This is a genomic window from Actinomadura geliboluensis (genome assembly GCF_005889745.1).
Taxonomy (GTDB): domain Bacteria; phylum Actinomycetota; class Actinomycetes; order Streptosporangiales; family Streptosporangiaceae; genus Spirillospora; species Spirillospora geliboluensis.
In genome coordinates, this window is sequence record NZ_VCKZ01000224.1 from 1 (window position 1) to 15148 (window position 15148).

A 15148-nucleotide genomic window follows, 5' to 3' on the forward strand; every position below is an offset into this window, starting at 1 on the left:
AGCCACGCGTGCGCCGGGTCGGGCAGCAGGCGGCCTGCCGCGCCGGGACGCCCGCGATCGGGCCGGTCCCGGCGCGGACGCGGGTCATATCGCCCGGATGAAGGTGCCGCCCTGCTGGAACGCGGCGGACAGGACTTGGCCGACCTCGTCGAGCTTCCTGCGCACCTTGGCGACGCCGATGGCGCCGCCGGACAGGCCGGTCGTCGCGGGGCCGAGGTCGACGACCACGGTGCCGTCCTGCTGCTGGACGAGCATCACGCGGTACTTGTAGTGCGTGGCGAACGCGCCGAGGAGCAGCGCCTTCGTGCGGCTGCCCTTCTCGATGATCGCCTGCGCCGGGTCCTCCCAGGTGAAGCGGAAGCCCTCGGCCTGCAGGGCCTGCTCCACGACGGCGCGGACCTGGTCCGGCGTGCCGTTCACCTGGAGCTTGACGGAAGTGGACATGGTTCTCCTTGCATCAGGGGGAGGGCGAGACCCGGCCTGCCGATCACCGGCGACGAGATCGTCCGGCAATGGTGAGCGATTCGGTGATTTCGTCCTTCGAACGTCGTGATGCTCCCAGATTCGCAGGGAACGCGCCCAGCACAATTCGAGAAGAGCACCGGGAACCTGTCCGCACACGGCCACGGTGAAGCGGTCAGGAAGTGGCCGCTATCGCTGCCAGAGTGGAAAACGTCCGGTAGGCGGAGAGGGGATGCGGCAGTGACGGTTCTGGACGATCGGGCGCTCAACCGGGCCGCGCTCGCCCGGCAGCTGCTGCTCGACCGCGCGGACGTGCCGGTGCTCGACGCCGTCGCCCGGCTCGGCGGGCTGCAGGCGCAGGAGCCGCAGGAACCGTTCGTCGGGCTCTGGTCGCGGTTGCGCGAGTTCGACCCGGCGGAGCTGTCCGGCCTGCTGACCGGCCGCCGCGTGGTGCGCCTGCCGCTCATGCGCCGCACCATCCACCTCGTCGCCGCGGACGACGCCCTGGCCTGGCGGGCGCGCCACGACGCCATGCTGCGCCAGCGTGTCCTCGGCGTCTACCGCCAGGAGCTCGACGGGGTGGACCTGGAGGAGCTTGCGGCGGCCGGCCGGGCGGTGATGGACGATGGGCAGCCACGCACCATGGCGGAGTTGGTCGAGGCGGTCGCCGACCGCTGGCCCGCGCCGGGACGGCGCGCGCTGGGCGAGATGCTGGTCTCGGCCCTCCTGCCGATGGTGCAGACGCCGCCGCGCGGGCTGTGGCGCGCCAAGGGCGGTGTCCGCAACGCGCTGCTCTCGTCCTGGCTCGGACGGGAGATCGACCCGCTGTCGTCGGACGACTCCGACCCGGTCGGGCAGGCGCTGGTGCGGCGCTACCTCGCCGCGTTCGGCCCCGCGACGTCGTCCGACCTGCGGGCCTGGTGCGGTCTCGCCGGGCTGCCCGCCGCCGTCGCCGCGCTGCGGGACGAGCTGGTCGTCTTCCGCGACGAGCGGGGCCGCAAGCTGCTCGACCTCCCCGACGCCCCGCGCCCCGACCCGGACACCCCCGCTCCGGTGCGCTTCCTGCCGGCCTTCGACAACGCGATCCTCGGCTACCAGGACCGGCGCCGCATCATCGACGACGCCCACCGGGGCCTCTCGGTAGCCGGCGAGCGCGTCGTCCTGGTGGACGGCCGCGTCGCCGCGACCTGGACCGTGAAGGCGGACACCGTCACCGTCTCTCCGCTGCGCCCCCTCGCCAAGAGCGACCAGAACGCCGTCGACGAGGAGGCGGCCCGCCTCGCGTCCTTCCTCTGGCGGCGATCGTGAACAAGGCGTGGATCCTGGGCGCTCAGGAGGAATGGGCCGAGGCTCTGCAGTTCGCTCGCACGCTCAGCGGGTACCAGCCGCCCCTCGAGCACCAGGTCCTGCACCCCTCGGCGGTCTGAACCGGCGGTCGGACGGCCGGCGGCGCGCGCCGCCGGCCGGCCGTCATCCCCGGTCGTCGAGGTCGAGGAGGCGGGCCCAGACTTTCTGGGCGGTGTCCTGGTAGGTCTTGGTCAGCGCGACCAGCCGCCGGTGGGGGGCCGGGTCGCACAGTTCCTCGGGGAGCAGCGGGTCGTGCAGGATCGTCGCGATCGCGCGGCTGCCGAGCAGCAGGGACTCGCGGGCGAACTCCTCGGGGCTGAGGGTGGTCAGGCGGTCGCGGCTGCGGGTCAGCTCGTCGGCGGTGCGGGTGAGGGCGCCGGTGAGGGCCTCGGTGTCCCAGAGGCCGCGCAGCTCCCGGTCGGTGTCGGGGGCGAGTTCGTCGACCGCGAAGACGACGGCGCCGGGGGCCATGCCGGTGCCGGCGAGCGTCTCGCGCAACCCCGCCACGCCGCCGCGGAGGTTGTCGGGACGGACGTGCAGCGCGCCGCGCCAGGCGTGGAAGCCGAGGAGCTGCAGGGCGCGGTCGTGGTGGCGCAGGGCGGCGCGGTCGCTGCGGGCGGTTGCGGAGTTCTCGACCGCGGCCCAGCGTCCCGTCCACGGGACGCGGGTGCCGTCGCGGGCCGTCCAGTGCTCGACGTGCGGGTAGGTGCGCAGCCGCTCGGGGCGCGGGAGGTAGACGCCGCGGCCGGTGCGCTCCAGCACGCCCTCCTCGTTCAGCCGCTTCGCCGCCATCCGGACGCTCGGCGCGCTCAGCCCGACGATCTCCCCGGCCCGGCACAGCGCCGCGATCGAGAACCGGGTGCGCGGGCTGGCCGTCACCAGGTCCAGGACGAGCTTGCGGGCGGTCGGCTCGAGCATTTGCAACACCTTCTAGACTGTTCTTGCCAAGATGCGTTATAAGTGGGGCGGTCGTTTCACTGTAGGACCGGGAGGTGGCGATGGCGGACGTGCGTGTCGAGGTGGCGGGCACCACCACCACGATCTGGATGGACCGTCCCGACCGGCGCAACGCCGTCGACGGGCCCATGGCCGCCGAGCTGCGGGAGGCGTTCGCGGCGTTCGAGGCCGACCCGGGCCAGCGCGTCGCGGTGCTCGCCGGCAGCGGCGGGACGTTCTGCGCCGGCGCCGACCTGACCGCGGTGAGCGACCCCGACCGCCACCATGATCTCGACCCCGACGGCGGCGGCAGCGGCCCGATGGGGCCGACCCGGATGGCGCTGAGCAAGCCGCTCATCGCTGCCGTCAGCGGGTACGCCGTGGCGGGCGGGATGGAGCTCGCGCTCCTCGCCGACCTGCGGATCGTCGAGCGCGACGCCGTGTTCGGCGTCTTCTGCCGCCGCTGGGGCGTGCCGCTCATCGACGGCGGCACCGTCCGGCTGCCCCGCGTCGTCGGCCTCGGCCGCGCGCTCGACCTGATCATGACCGGCCGCCCCGTCGAGGCGGACGAGGCCCTCGCGATCGGCCTCGCCAACCGGGTCGTCGAACCCGGGGAGGCGGTCGACGCGGCCCGTGAACTCGCCGACCAGATCGCGGCGTTCCCGTTCGAATGCGTGCTGGCCGACCGCGCCTCGACCTACGCCGGCCTCGACCTGCCCCTCGCCGAGGCGCTGCGCGGCGAGGGCGCCGCCGGCGTCCCCGTCGTGGCGCGCGAGGGCGTGAGCGGCGCCGCCCGCTTCGTCGCCGGCGCCGGCCGGCACGGGCGCTTCGCCGGAGAGGAGACCACCCCGTGAGCCCCACCACCCGTGAACTGATCGTCCGCGGCGCGCGGCAGCACACCGACCGGACCGCCGTCGTGTTCGGCGACCGGGAGCTGACGTTCGGCCAGGTCGACGAGCTGAGCAACCGGCTCGCGCACGCGCTGGCGCGGGAGGGCGCCGGGCACCGCCGGCGCGTCGGCCTGCTGGTGAACAACGGCCTGCTCAGCGTGCCGCTCGACTTCGCCTGCGTGAAGGCCGGGATCAACCGCGTCCCGCTCAACGCGCGGCTGTCGGTGGCCGAGCACGTCACGATGCTCACCGAGACCCGCTGCGAGCTGGTCGTGTTCGGCGCCGACCTGACCGACCGCGCCCGCGACCTGGCCGCCGCCCTGCCGGACGTGCGCTTCCTCGGCCTGGAGACCGCGCTGGACGGCGAGGCGCCGCTCATGGAGCGGGCCGAGAGCGCCCCCGCGACCCTGCCCGACGTCGAGGTGGCCGCCGAGGACGTCATCCTCACGCTGTTCACGTCCGGGACGACCGGCACGCTGAAGGCGGCGCAGCACACCCAGGCGTCCTTCGCGGGGATCTGCCGGAACGTGCTGCTCAACCTGTTCCCGGCCACGGCCGACGACGTCATGCTGCACGCGGCGAGCCTCATCCACGCCAGCGGGGTGTTCGTGCTGCCGCTGTGGCTGCGAGGCGGCCGCACCGTCATCCTGCCGGGCTTCGCGCCGGAGCCGTTCCTGGACGCGATCGGCCGCTACGGGGCCACGGCGGTCAACCTGGTGCCGACCATGATCCAGATGCTGGTCGAGCACCCGGCGTTCGCGGCGGCGGACGTCTCCACGCTGCGCCGCGTCATCTACGGCGCCTCGCCGATGCCGCGCCCCGTCATCGAGCGCGCCATGCGCGCGTGGGGCCGGGAGCGGTTCTGGCAGTACTACGGGCAGACCGAGATCCCGCTGTGCATCGCGGTGCTGCGCCCCGAGGACCACACCGGCGACCGGCTCGCCGCCTGCGGGCAGATCGCCGTCGACATCGAGCTGCGGCTGCTGGACGAGGACGGCCGCGAGGCCGCGCCGGGCGAGCCGGGCGAGATCGTGGTGCGCGGGCCGTCCGCCACCGCCGGGTACTTCGACGCCCCGGAGCTGACCGCGCAGACCTTCCGCGACGGCTGGGTGCACACCCGCGACGTCGGCGTCCTCGACGGCGACGGCTTCCTGTTCCTCAAGGACCGGACGTCCGACATGATCATCAGCGGCGGCTACAACGTCTACCCGCGCGAGGTCGAGGACGTCCTGCTGGAGCACCCGGCGGTGCGGGAGGCCGCTGTCGTCGGCACGCCCGACGAGCGGTGGGTGGAGGCGGTCACCGCCGTCGTCGTCCTCGCCGAGGGCACCGAGCCGGACGACGGGCTCAGTGACCGGCTGGTCGAGCACGTGACCGAGCGGGTCGCCTCCTACAAGAAGCCGCGCAAGATCATCTTCGCGGACGCCATCCCGAAGACCGCCGTCGGCAAGCTCGACCGCAAGACCCTGCGCGCCCGCTTCGCCGCCGGACCGGAGGCCCAGGCCCCCGACCCGGCGGCCCGGTGAGCCGGCGGGCCGGGCGTCAGCGCGGCTGGTACGCCTTGGGCAGCCGCATGCCGCGCTCGGCCATGATCCGGCGGACCCGGTTCGGGTAGTCGGTGATGACGCCGTCCACGCCCATGTCCATGAGCGCCTCGACGGTGGCGGGGTCGTCGCACGTCCACGGGACGACCCGCAGGCCGCGGGCGTGCGCGTCGGCGACCATCGTCTTCGAGACGTAGAAGCGGAAGCCGGGATCCCCGACCGTGCCGTTCTGCGGGAAGCCGTAGACGGGCGACAGCGCCCGCACGCCGGGGATCGCGGCGGCGGCCCTGACGAAGTCGCCGCCGTAGTCGTCGGTGTCGACGCCGCCGAGCCACGGCGACGCGCCGGGCTTGCCCACCTGCAGGAAGTCGTAGTTGGTGAGCGCCACCAGCGGGTAGGACGGCGCGAGCCGGTGCATCGCCTTCAGCGCGCCCCAGTCGAACGACTGGATGGTGACCTGCCGCTCGATGCCGGACGCGTGGATCTCCTCGTACACCCGGCGGACGAACAGCTCGCGCGGCGCCGTCTCGTCGGGGGCGCCCGCCTCGACCTTGGTCTCGACGTTCAGCTTCACCTGCTTGGCGCGGTAGCTCTTGACCAGGTTCAGGACGTCCTTGAGCTCCACCATCCGGAAGCCCTTGACCTGCTCCTGCTCCGGGAAGCCGGGGAGTTGCTGGTAGCCGCAGTCCATGGTCTTGACCTGGGCGAGGGTGAGGTCCTTGATGTACTTGCCGACGTAGGGGTACATCGGGTCGCCGGGCGTCGCGGGCGCGGTGTCGCGGCACTTCTGGGCGCTGACCCGCCGGTCGTGGGTGACGACGACCTTCCGGTCCTTGGTGATCTGGGTGTCCAGTTCGAGCGTGGTGACGCCCAGGCGCATCGCCTTGCCGAAGCCCTCCAGCGACTCCTCGGTCGTCATGCCGATCCCGCCGCGGTGCGCCTGCAGGTCGAAGTGGGTCTTCTGCGGAAGGACGCCGTGCCCGCCGCCCGGCGATGCGTGCGGGGACGCGTGCGCGGCCGCGGGCCAGGCGAACACGGACACGACGGCGGCGCCGGCCAGCACATGTCGTAGCGACATAACAACCTCGGTTTCGGAGCGTGTGTTGCCCCGCGAAGCTAGGGCCGGGGCCCGCCCCGCGTCCCGAACCGGGTGTGAGGGGACGGTGAAGCTCTGCGGAACACCCGATCCAGCGCCGGTGCGCGGCGCGAGCGTTGACAGGCCCCCGACCGCCCTCCTAGGTTCTGAAACGGCATTCCGCATACTGAAACGGGGTGGCAGGGTGGTGGAGCAGCTGGGGCGGTTCGGCGTCGTCGTGGTCGGCGGCGGCGGCGCCGGCCTCTGCGCGGCCATCGAGGCCGCCGCGGGCGGCGCGAGCGTGCTCCTGATCGAGAAGCGGCCGGTCCTCGGCGGCATGCTCCACATCGCCAACGGCGAGATCAGCGGCGCGGGCACCCGACGGCAGACCGCGCGCGGCATTGACGACGACCCGCGCGCGCACTGGCAGGACGTCATGCGCCTGTCCCACGGCAAGGCCGATCCCGAACTCTCCTGGGAGACGGTGAGCAGGCAGGGCGGCACGGTCGACTGGCTGGAGGACCTCGGCTTCGACTTCCATCCCGACACCCCGGCGCTGGTGCACGGCCACGAGGTCTACGCGGCGCCCCGCACCTACTGGGGCGTCGAGCAGGGGCGATCGATGCTGCGCGTCCTGGAACGGGAGCTGCGGCGATGGGTGCGGGACGGCGCGGTGCGGCTGGTCACCGGCGCCCGGGTCACCGGCGCGCTCGTCGGCGGCGGACGCGTGGTCGGCGTCACCGCGTCCCGCGACGGCGAGGGCGACTTCACCGCGCACGGCGGCGCCGTCGTGCTGGCCACCGGCGGCTACGACGCGAACCGCGAGCTGCGCAACCGGTTCCTGCCGCCAGGCTGCGAGGACGCGCTGATCGGCTGCCTCGACCACGCCACCGGCGACGGCCTGGCCCTGGCCGCCGAGCTGGGCGCCGACGTCAGCGGCAACGGGACGTTCCTGCCGGTCATGGGCCTGATCCCCGACCCCGGCCGCCCCGGCTTCGCGGTCGACTACCGGGAGGCGTTCATCGAGGTGGCGCCCGCCTACCGGACGCCCCACGAGATCTGGGTGAACCGCGCCGGCGAGCGGTTCGTCGCGGAGGACGTGACGAGCCCCGAACGGCGCGAGCTCGCCCTGACCGAGCAGGCCGGGCTCGCGATGCACATCGTCTGGGACGACGCCGTCGCCCGGGTCGCGGACCCGCTCCTCAGGAACGGGGCGGGCGACTGGACTCGCGAGCGCATGGCCGCCGAGCTGCGGCGCGGCCGGTGGATCGTCGCGGCGCGCACCCTGGAGGAACTCGCCGGGCGGCTCGGCGTGGACGCGGCCGGGCTGACCGCCACCGTCGGGCGCTACAACGCCGCCGTCGCCGCCGGGCACGACCCCGAGCACGGCAGGACGACGCTCCCGATGCCCATTCGGACGCCGCCGTTCTACGGGGTGACGTCCGTCGGCGCCTCGATCCTCAGCCGGGACGGCCTCCGGGTCGGCAGTGACCTGGCCGTGCGGGACCGCGAGGGCGGCACCATCGGCGGCCTGTACGCGGTGGGCGAGGTGCTCGGCAACGACGTGTTCGCCGGTGACAACTACGTCGGCGGCATGAGCGTCGGCCCGGCGCTGACGCTCGGCCGCTTGCTGGGCGCGCGCCTTGCCGCGCAGGCCCGGGAAGCCGGTGACTCGGAACGCACCGACCGTCCGGCGACGAGAGAAGAGGCCACGTGAGCACCGACCCCGCGCCGCTCGTCACCGGCATCACCGCCGTGCTGATCGGCGTCACCGACTTCCGTCCCCACCTGGACCTGCTCTGCGGCGAGCTGGGCTTCGAGGTGGCCGCTGAAGGCGTCGTCCGGGCGGCGGACGCGGCCCGGCTCTGGGGTGCCGAAGCCGGTCGCCGCGATGTCGAGGCCATGATGCTGACCGCCGCTGGAGCGTCAACGGGCCGCATCCACCTGCTGAAGGTCGACGATCCGGTGGCAGTCGTTCCATTAACGGGAATCTCGTTCCGATATATGGGCGGCTGGGGTCTCGAAGGTCAAGGCGCGGGCGCGGCGTGTTGCTACACGTGTAGTTTTATGACCGCGCGCCGGGACCGGCGTGCTGCGCATCGGGACGAGGGGAGGCATCGGCCGTGGCGGTGTCGATGGTCAAGGGGCAGCGGATCTCGCTGGAGAAGCCGGGCGGGACGCTGAGCAGGGTCCGGATGGGCCTGGGCTGGGACGCGGTGAAGAAGAAGGGCCTGTTCGGCAAGCAGCGCGAGCAGGACATCGACCTGGACGCCTCGTGCGTGCTGCTCGCCGACGGCGGTGTGGCGGACGTCATCTACTTCGGCAAGCTGGCGAGCGACGACGGGTCCGTCCGGCACACCGGGGACAACCTCACCGGCGCGGGCGACGGCGACGACGAGTCGGTGATCGTGGACCTGTCGCGCGTCCCGGCCCCGGTGACGTCGCTGGTGTTCACGGTCAGCTCGTTCTCCGGGCAGACCTTCGACGAGGTCGAGAACGCCTTCTGCCGGCTCGTCGACGAGACCACCGGCGAGGAGCTGGCGCGGTACACCCTCAGCGGCGGCGGACGCCACACCGCGATGGTGATGGCGAGCGTGTACCGGCAGGACGGCGGGTGGAAGATGAACGCCATCGGCGAACCCGGCCAGGGCCGGACCCTGCAGGACATGCTCCCGGCCATCACTGCCTACGCTTGACCGCACGTCCATCAGGGAAGCCGGCCGGACGGGAACAGGGGAGCACGTGAGCGCCGAGGAAAGCACGTGAGCGCCGAGGGAAGCACGAAGGCGGTCGTCACCGCGCTGGGCGCGAACCTGGGGATCGCGGTCACCAAGTTCGTGGCGTTCGCGCTGACGGGGTCGTCCTCGATGCTGGCCGAGGGGATCCACTCGGTCGCCGACTCCAGCAACCAGGCGCTGCTGCTGATCGGCGGGAAGCGGGCGGAGCGCCGCGCGACCGAGGAGCACCCGTTCGGGTACGGGCGCGAGCGCTACATCTACGCGTTCCTGGTGGCGATCGTGCTGTTCAGCCTGGGCGGGCTGTTCGCGCTGTACGAGGCGTGGCACAAGATCTCCGACCCGCACCCGATCGAGGAGTGGCAGTGGGTGCCGATCGTCGTGCTGCTGATCGCGATCGTCCTGGAGGGGACGGCGCTGCGCACGGCGGTCAAGGAGTCCAACCGCAGCCGGGGCCGGGCGAGCTGGGTGCAGTTCGTCCGGCGGTCGAAGTCGCCGGAGCTGCCGGTGATCCTGCTGGAGGACACCGGCGCGCTGGCGGGCCTGGTCTTCGCGCTCGCCGGCGTCAGCCTGACCCTCGCCACGGGCAACGGCGTCTGGGACGGCATCGGCACCGCCGCGATCGGCCTGCTGCTCGCGGCGATCGCGATCGTGCTGGGCACCGAGGTGAAGAGCCTGCTCATCGGCGAGTCCGCGACCGCCGAGCAGGTCCGGGAGATCCGGCGGGCGATCGTGGCGAGCCCCGACGTCCCGCAGCTGATCCACATGCGCACCATGCACCTCGGGCCGGACGAGCTGCTCGTCGCGGCCAAGATCGCCGTGGACCTGCAGGACGACGCCCGCGAGGTCGCCGACGCCATCAACGACGCGGAGGCCCGCATCCGCGCGGCCGTGCCGATCGCCCGGCTCATCTACCTGGAGCCGGACGTGCTGCGGAAGGGAGGCTGACGGAGATGACGCGCAGGCCGCTCGGGCAGCTGGAGGCGGAGGTGCTCGCCGCGCTGGCCGGGCTCGGCGGATCGGCCAGCACCGCCGAGCTGGTGGAGCGCCTCGACGGCGAGCCGGCGTACACGACGGTGAACACGATCCTGCACCGGCTCCACGAGAAGCGGCTCGTCTCGCGCACCCGCGCGGGGCGGCACTACCGGTACCGGCTCGCGGTGGACGAGTCGGAGCTGGTGGCCGGGCGCATGCACGACCATCTGCGGCACGCCAGCGACCCGGGCACCGTGCTGAGCCGGTTCGCGCGCTCGCTCAGCGCCGAGGAGGCGCGGAAGCTGCGCGAGGTCCTCGACGGTCCGGACGGCGGCAGGTGAACTGGTTCACCTTCCTGCCGCTGGCCATCATGGTCACGCTGAGCCTCGTGCTCGGACTCGCCGCCCCGTTACGGCTGCACCCGTCCTGGTCGGCGCGGCTGCTCGCGACGACCGGGGCGATGACGGCCGTGGCGGCGCTCGGCACCGGCGTCTTCGTGGCGATCAACTACGCGGCGACGCTGGCCCCGGCCGCCGCCGCGCACGTCCCCGAATGGGCGCTCTTCGGCGACGACAGCCCCGTCCCGCACGCGGTCGGGATCCCCGCGGCGGTGCTGGCCGCCGCCGGGTTCGCGGTCGCGGGCCGGACGGTCGCGGCCTGGTCGCGGGAGCTGCGCGCCGCGCGGCGCGACACGGGCGGGCCGCTGGAGACCGACACCCCGATCGCCGTCGCGGTCCCGGGCCGGCACGGCGGGGTGCTGCTGTCCCGCGGCCTCCTGCGCGACCTGACCGCCGCGGAACTGCACGTCGTGCTGGAGCATGAGACGTCCCATCTCAGGCACCGCCACCACCGCTACCTCGCGGCCGGCGCGCTCGCCGCGGCGGTGCTGCCGCCCGTCCGGGCGCTGGACGAGGCGCTGCGGCTCGCGGTGGAGCGGTGGGCGGACGAGGACGCCGCCGAGGCGGCGGGCGACCGCGCCCTGGTCGCCCGGACGCTGGCGAAGGTCGCGCTCGCCCAGCCGCCCGCCGCCGGACCGGTCACCGCGTTCGCCGACTCGGGGGTCGTGCAGCGCGTCGAGGCGCTGATGGGCACGCCCCCGGCCAAGAACGCGGTCACCGGCCCGCTGCTGCTCCTCGGCAACGGGGTCTTCACCGGCTCGCTGACGGCCGCGACCCTCCAGTTGGACCACGTGATCGCGCCGGCCCTGCTGTCGCTGCTCGCGTTCCGGTGACGGCGGGCCCCGGCCGGCTCAGAGCTCGAACTCGGCGGGGTCCAGGCCGACGGCGAAGCACGCCTCGCGGACGACGGCCTTCTCCCGGTCGTCGAAGTGGCCGTCCGCGCCGCCGATGACGATGCCGATCTGGATGACGGCGCGCGCCTCGGCGGGCTTCTTCTTGGTCTTGCCGATGTCCTGGAGGACGGAGACCTTCCCGAAGTCGAAGTCGGCCGTCAGCTTGGACACGTAGTCGTTGAAGCGGCGCTGCAGGTCGTCCGCCGGGAAGTTCTGCAGCACCTCGTTGGAGGCGATCAGGGACGCGGTGCGCTGCCGCTCGGACGGGTCGACGCTGCCGTCGGCCGCCGCGACGAGCGCGCACATCGCCATGCTCGCGTCCCGGAACGCTCCGCTCTTGAGTTCGTTCTTCTTACTGAGCAGCTGCGTCTGCATGGTCTGGGTCGACTCCCGCAGCTTGTCCCAGAAGGCCATCGGATCCTCCTCCACTCGCTGTTCGTCTCACCCTGCTGCTACAAGTGTAGTAGCAAGTGCCACGGGTCAGTCCTCGCCCTCGAAGTCCTCCGAGGCGTCCTCGTACGCCTCTTCGTACGCCTCCTCGTAGGCGTCCTCATACGCGTTCTCGTAGGCGTCCTCGACGGCCTGCTCGAACGCGGCCTGCTGGTAGGCGTTCTGCACGGCCTGCTCGCTCATCTGCGCGAAGGCGTCGCCGACCGACGGCTCCTCCTGCTCGTCCTCGTCGTCGCCGAGCATCTGGTCGACGACGGCGCCCGCGACGAGCCCGGCCGCCAGACCGCCCGCCGCGCCCGCGGCGACGCCGCCCCAGCCGGGCCCGTGGCCGTGCTGCTCGCCGTGGTGGTGGGAGTCATGGGCGAAACCAGGGGCGGCGTAACCGTTCCCTGTGTATCCGTGGCCGGCGTGCCCGTGGCCGGCGACGGCCCGCAGCCAGTTCTCCAGCTCGTGCTCCCAGGACATCTGCAGGGCGTCCTGGTGGGAGACGTGGTAGCGGCCGAAGACGTCGTCGCCCTCGGTGAACGCGGTGCCGCGCCGGTCGGCCTCCAGGATCACCGCCAGCCCGTGCGGGTCGGCCACGAACGTCAGCTCCACCTCGTTGATCTGCCCGGCGTACTCGGACGGGGCGTAGAACTCGATCTCCTGGTAGAACGGCAGCTCCTGGTGGAGGCCGGCGATGTGCCCCTCCTCCACGTCGGCGCTCTTGAACGTGAAGCCGAGCGTCCCGAACGCGTACAGCACGCGCTGCTGGGACGGGAGCGGCGTCACCGAGATCGGGTCCAGGTCGCCGGCGTCGACCGCCCCGGCGACCTCCAGCTCGGTGCGGACGCCCATGGCCATGCCGTGCAGGTGCTGCCCGTTGACCTCGGTCACCGGCAGCTCCCACGGCAGCGGCAGCTGGAACGGGACCGACTGGTACTGCCCGGCCCCGATGTGGAGCGGTCCCGCGACCGCGCCCCGGTAGAACTCGCGGGTCCCGGCGCCCTCGTGGTCGCCGTGCTCGTACTCGGCCTGGGTGACCAGGCTCACGATCACCCGGGTGATGTGCGCGTCGTGGTCGCCGCCCTGGATCCGGACCTCGCCGGACAGGTGCTCCCCGGGGCGGGCCTGCGCCGTGCCGAGGACGGTCTCGACCGAAGGTCCCCCCACCCCGAAGGCGCCGAGCAACCGCTTGAAGACCATGGGCCCCTCTCTCTTCTGCTGTGATCGCCGAGCGGCCGACGGCTCGGCTGCCTACTACATTTGTAGCAGCAGACGGCGAGAACTCACCAGAAGACAGGACTTCCCGTAACTCTCTATCAGCCTTGCCGCGCGGTTAGATCGCGCGCCCTCGCGATGGCCTACGGCTCCGGTGACGACGTGCGCGGCTCCGTTGCGCATCCGGAGACGGAGGCGCGGTGCGCGAGGGCCGCGGCCTGCCCCCGGCTGCGGCAGCCGGCCTTGGTGAGCAGCCGGCTGACGTGCGACTTCACGGTGTGCTCGGACAGGACGAGCCGCTCGGCGATCTCCGCGTTGCTCAGGCCGTCGCCGATGAGGGCCAGGACGTCCCGCTCGCGCGGCGTCAGCGCCTCGACGCGGGCCAGGTCGGCGGGGGCGGGGCGGGCCGCGCGGCGGTGGGCGAGGTAGCCGTCGATGACGCGGCGCGCGACGCCGGGGCTGAGCGCGGCGTCGCCGGACGCGGCGGCGCGGACGGCGGCGAGCAGCTCCTCGTAGGAGGAGCTCTTGAGCAGGAACCCGGCGGCGCCGGTCGCGAGCGCCTCGTCGATGTACTCGTCCAGGTCGAAGGTGGTGAGCATCAGCACGCGGGTGCGGCCGAGCAGGCCCCGCCGGGCGAGCCGGTCGAGGACCCACAGGCCGTCGCGGCCGGGCATGCGCACGTCCAGCAGCAGCACGTCGGGGCCGGTGCCGGTGGCGAGCCGCAGCGCGGCGTCGCCGTCCCCGGCGGTGCCGACGACCTCGATGTCCCGCTGGGTCTCGATGATGGCGCGGAGCCCGTCGCGGACGACGCGCTCGTCATCGGCGATCGCGACCGTGATGCGGCGGTCAGCGGACGGCATCGCGGGCTCCGACCGGGATCGTGGCCGCGACCCGGAAGCCGCCGCCGGGCGTGGCGCCCGCGTCGAGCGTGCCGCCGAGCGCGGCGAGGCGCTCTTCGAGGCCGTGCAGGCCGATGCCCGCGCCGGGCGCCCGCGTGACATCCCCGTCGGGTGCTCCACTGTCGATCTCGATGCTCACGTCGTGCCCGCAGGCGTCGACCCGGACCGTGACCTCCGCACCGGGCGCGTGGCGGCGGGCGTTCGCGAGCCCCTCCTGGACGACGCGGTAGCCGGTGAGCTGGACGGTCCTGGGCAGCTCCTCCATGTCGCCGGTGACGGTGAGGCTCGTCGGATTCCCGGCGGTGCGGGCGGCGTCCACGAGCGCGGGCAGCCCGGCGAGGGTGGGCGCGGGCGCGCGGGGCGCGGCGGTGGTGCCAGGCGCGGCAGTGATGCCAGGCGCGGCGGTGGTGCCCCCGTCGTGGAGCACCTGGAGGAGTTCGCGCATCTCGCTGGTGGCCTGGCGTCCGGCGGCGGCCATCGCGTCGACGCGCTCGCGTGCCCAGGGCGGCAGCTCCCCGGACCGGGCCCGGACGGTCTCGGCGTGCACGACCAGGAGCGTCAGCGAATGCGCGACCACGTCGTGCATGTCGCGGGCGATCCGCACGCGCTCGGCGGCGGCCGCCCGTTCGGCGAGCAGGTGCTGCTCGCGGCGGGCGTCCGGCGGCGCGCTGCTCCGCGGCGGCCAGCATGCCCCGGTGGCCGCGCGCGGCCACGCCCAGCGCCCACGCGACCGGGAGCGCGGCGACGTAGGCGAGCACGTCGGAGCCGCCGCGCCAGCCCTCGGGCGCGGTGAGGTGGTTGGCGGCGAGGCCCCCGGCGACGAGGGCGGCGCCGAGCAGCAGCGCCGCCCCCGACCGGCGCGGAGCGCTGTACGCCCCCGCCGCGTACAGCGCGAACGCCACCGGCAGGACGGTCAGCCCGCTCGGCTTCACCTCGGCGGTCGCGGCGGCGACCTGCACCGCCGCGAGGACGGCCAGCAGCACCCCGAACGCGGTGAGCGGCCGGTGCCGCCGCAGCGCGAGGCAGCCGAGCGCGACGGCGCCGTAGCCGGCCAGCGCCGTCCACGCCGCCGCCGAGGTGTCGGTGGTCGCCTGGTCGATCAGCGCCGGGGCGACCGCGGCCGCCGCGAGCGCCGCCTCGGCCGCGGTCTTCCGCAGCACCGGCGTGTCCATGCTGGTCATCGCCTTGATCCTAGGAAGCGGCCGGGGGCGGCGGCATCACTCGAAAGAGCGAACCGGACGCTGGCTCTCCGGCCCTACCGCACCGGCCGGGTGCACTCGTTCTGGCGATGCGGCGGCCCGGCCGCGGCGGCTGGACTGGACGCCATGTCGCAGACCGAACCCG

17 protein-coding genes are annotated in these 15148 nt (G+C 73.6%); 10 read left to right on the forward strand and 7 right to left on the reverse strand.

The window, feature by feature from the left end:
* Window positions 1–84: 84 nt before the first annotated feature.
* Window positions 85–444 (reverse strand): hypothetical protein, encoded by a 360-nt coding sequence (locus ETD96_RS26675; protein ID WP_138639237.1) that lies wholly within the window; start codon window positions 442–444, stop codon window positions 85–87.
* A gap of 258 nt (window positions 445–702) precedes the next feature.
* Between ETD96_RS26675 and ETD96_RS26680 the strand changes: the two genes are divergently transcribed.
* Window positions 703–1770 (forward strand): winged helix DNA-binding domain-containing protein, encoded by a 1068-nt coding sequence (locus ETD96_RS26680; RefSeq protein ID WP_138639238.1) that lies wholly within the window; start codon window positions 703–705, stop codon window positions 1768–1770.
* Window positions 1771–1932: 162 nt separating this feature from the next.
* On the opposite strand, the gene ETD96_RS26685 is transcribed toward ETD96_RS26680, so the two are convergent.
* Entirely contained in the window at window positions 1933–2727 is a 795-nt protein-coding gene (locus ETD96_RS26685; protein ID WP_138639239.1) for a hypothetical protein, read from the reverse strand.
* Window positions 2728–2807: 80 nt separating this feature from the next.
* Here ETD96_RS26685 and ETD96_RS26690 point away from each other — a divergent pair, with 80 nt between their 5' ends.
* Together ETD96_RS26690 and ETD96_RS26695 are read left to right on the forward strand one after the other, a co-directional pair.
* Window positions 2808–3599: a crotonase/enoyl-CoA hydratase family protein gene (locus tag ETD96_RS26690; RefSeq protein ID WP_138639240.1), complete on the forward strand. Its 792-nt coding sequence runs from the start codon at window positions 2808–2810 to the stop codon at window positions 3597–3599.
* Window positions 3596–5161: a class I adenylate-forming enzyme family protein gene (locus ETD96_RS26695; RefSeq protein WP_138639241.1), complete on the forward strand. Its 1566-nt coding sequence runs from the start codon at window positions 3596–3598 to the stop codon at window positions 5159–5161. Before ETD96_RS26690 ends, ETD96_RS26695 begins: the two co-directional genes overlap by 4 nt.
* 16 nt (window positions 5162–5177) lie before the next feature.
* Here ETD96_RS26695 and ETD96_RS26700 read toward each other — a convergent pair whose 3' ends face one another.
* Window positions 5178–6257: a glycerophosphodiester phosphodiesterase family protein gene (locus ETD96_RS26700; RefSeq protein WP_138639242.1), complete on the reverse strand. Its 1080-nt coding sequence runs from the start codon at window positions 6255–6257 to the stop codon at window positions 5178–5180.
* A 202-nt stretch (window positions 6258–6459) separates the two neighbouring features.
* Between ETD96_RS26700 and ETD96_RS26705 the strand changes: the two genes are divergently transcribed.
* The 6 genes from ETD96_RS26705 to ETD96_RS26730 all read left to right on the forward strand — a co-directional run bounded on the left by ETD96_RS26705 (window position 6460) and on the right by ETD96_RS26730 (window position 11195).
* Entirely contained in the window at window positions 6460–7971 is a 1512-nt protein-coding gene (locus ETD96_RS26705; RefSeq protein WP_171069248.1) for an FAD-dependent oxidoreductase, read from the forward strand.
* Window positions 7968–8438, forward strand: coding sequence for a hypothetical protein (locus ETD96_RS26710; RefSeq protein ID WP_138639244.1), 471 nt, complete (start codon window positions 7968–7970; stop codon window positions 8436–8438). The genes ETD96_RS26705 and ETD96_RS26710 overlap by 4 nt, the downstream gene beginning before the upstream one ends.
* Window positions 8378–8950, forward strand: coding sequence for a TerD family protein (locus tag ETD96_RS26715; RefSeq protein WP_138639245.1), 573 nt, complete (start codon window positions 8378–8380; stop codon window positions 8948–8950). The genes ETD96_RS26710 and ETD96_RS26715 overlap by 61 nt, the downstream gene beginning before the upstream one ends.
* 66 nt (window positions 8951–9016) lie before the next feature.
* Window positions 9017–9937 carry a cation diffusion facilitator family transporter gene (locus ETD96_RS26720; RefSeq protein ID WP_138639246.1) on the forward strand — a complete coding sequence of 307 codons (921 nt, stop codon included), beginning with the start codon at window positions 9017–9019 and terminating at the stop codon, window positions 9935–9937.
* A 5-nt stretch (window positions 9938–9942) separates the two neighbouring features.
* A complete protein-coding gene (locus ETD96_RS26725) occupies window positions 9943–10305 on the forward strand; it encodes a BlaI/MecI/CopY family transcriptional regulator (protein WP_138639247.1) in 363 nt (120 codons plus the stop codon).
* Window positions 10302–11195 (forward strand): M56 family metallopeptidase, encoded by an 894-nt coding sequence (locus ETD96_RS26730; RefSeq protein WP_138639248.1) that lies wholly within the window; start codon window positions 10302–10304, stop codon window positions 11193–11195. The genes ETD96_RS26725 and ETD96_RS26730 overlap by 4 nt, the downstream gene beginning before the upstream one ends.
* Before the next feature lie 18 nt (window positions 11196–11213).
* Here ETD96_RS26730 and ETD96_RS26735 read toward each other — a convergent pair whose 3' ends face one another.
* The 4 genes from ETD96_RS26735 to ETD96_RS26750 form a co-directional block, all read right to left on the reverse strand.
* A complete protein-coding gene (locus ETD96_RS26735; protein WP_138639249.1) occupies window positions 11214–11669 on the reverse strand; it encodes a tellurite resistance TerB family protein in 456 nt (151 codons plus the stop codon).
* A 66-nt stretch (window positions 11670–11735) separates the two neighbouring features.
* Window positions 11736–12890 carry a sporulation protein gene (locus ETD96_RS26740; protein WP_138639250.1) on the reverse strand — a complete coding sequence of 385 codons (1155 nt, stop codon included), beginning with the start codon at window positions 12888–12890 and terminating at the stop codon, window positions 11736–11738.
* 158 nt (window positions 12891–13048) lie between these two features.
* The gene (locus ETD96_RS26745) at window positions 13049–13765 is read right to left on the reverse strand and encodes a response regulator (protein ID WP_138639251.1); all 717 of its coding nucleotides are present in this window, start codon (window positions 13763–13765) and stop codon (window positions 13049–13051) included.
* Window positions 13752–14408 carry a sensor histidine kinase gene (locus ETD96_RS26750; RefSeq protein WP_274704644.1) on the reverse strand — a complete coding sequence of 219 codons (657 nt, stop codon included), beginning with the start codon at window positions 14406–14408 and terminating at the stop codon, window positions 13752–13754. The genes ETD96_RS26745 and ETD96_RS26750 overlap by 14 nt, the downstream gene beginning before the upstream one ends.
* Before the next feature lie 194 nt (window positions 14409–14602).
* Between ETD96_RS26750 and ETD96_RS26755 the strand changes: the two genes are divergently transcribed.
* Window positions 14603–14851: a hypothetical protein gene (locus tag ETD96_RS26755; RefSeq protein ID WP_138639253.1), complete on the forward strand. Its 249-nt coding sequence runs from the start codon at window positions 14603–14605 to the stop codon at window positions 14849–14851.
* The last annotated feature ends 297 nt before the right edge of the window (window positions 14852–15148 follow it).

Excerpts from the sequence above, each read along its gene's own strand:
- ETD96_RS26740 (WP_138639250.1), bottom strand. The coding sequence starts at position 12,890 with ATGGTCTTCAAGCGGTTGCTCGGCGCCTTCGGGGTGGGGGGACCTTCG.
- ETD96_RS26735 (WP_138639249.1), bottom strand. The coding sequence starts at position 11,669 with ATGGCCTTCTGGGACAAGCTGCGGGAGTCGACCCAGACCATGCAGACG.
- ETD96_RS26690 (WP_138639240.1), top strand. The coding sequence starts at position 2,808 with ATGGCGGACGTGCGTGTCGAGGTGGCGGGCACCACCACCACGATCTGG.
- ETD96_RS26685 (WP_138639239.1), bottom strand. The coding sequence starts at position 2,727 with ATGCTCGAGCCGACCGCCCGCAAGCTCGTCCTGGACCTGGTGACGGCC.
- ETD96_RS26700 (WP_138639242.1), bottom strand. The coding sequence starts at position 6,257 with ATGTCGCTACGACATGTGCTGGCCGGCGCCGCCGTCGTGTCCGTGTTC.
- ETD96_RS26675 (WP_138639237.1), bottom strand. The coding sequence starts at position 444 with ATGTCCACTTCCGTCAAGCTCCAGGTGAACGGCACGCCGGACCAGGTC.
- ETD96_RS26725 (WP_138639247.1), top strand. The coding sequence starts at position 9,943 with ATGACGCGCAGGCCGCTCGGGCAGCTGGAGGCGGAGGTGCTCGCCGCG.
- ETD96_RS26745 (WP_138639251.1), bottom strand. The coding sequence starts at position 13,765 with ATGCCGTCCGCTGACCGCCGCATCACGGTCGCGATCGCCGATGACGAG.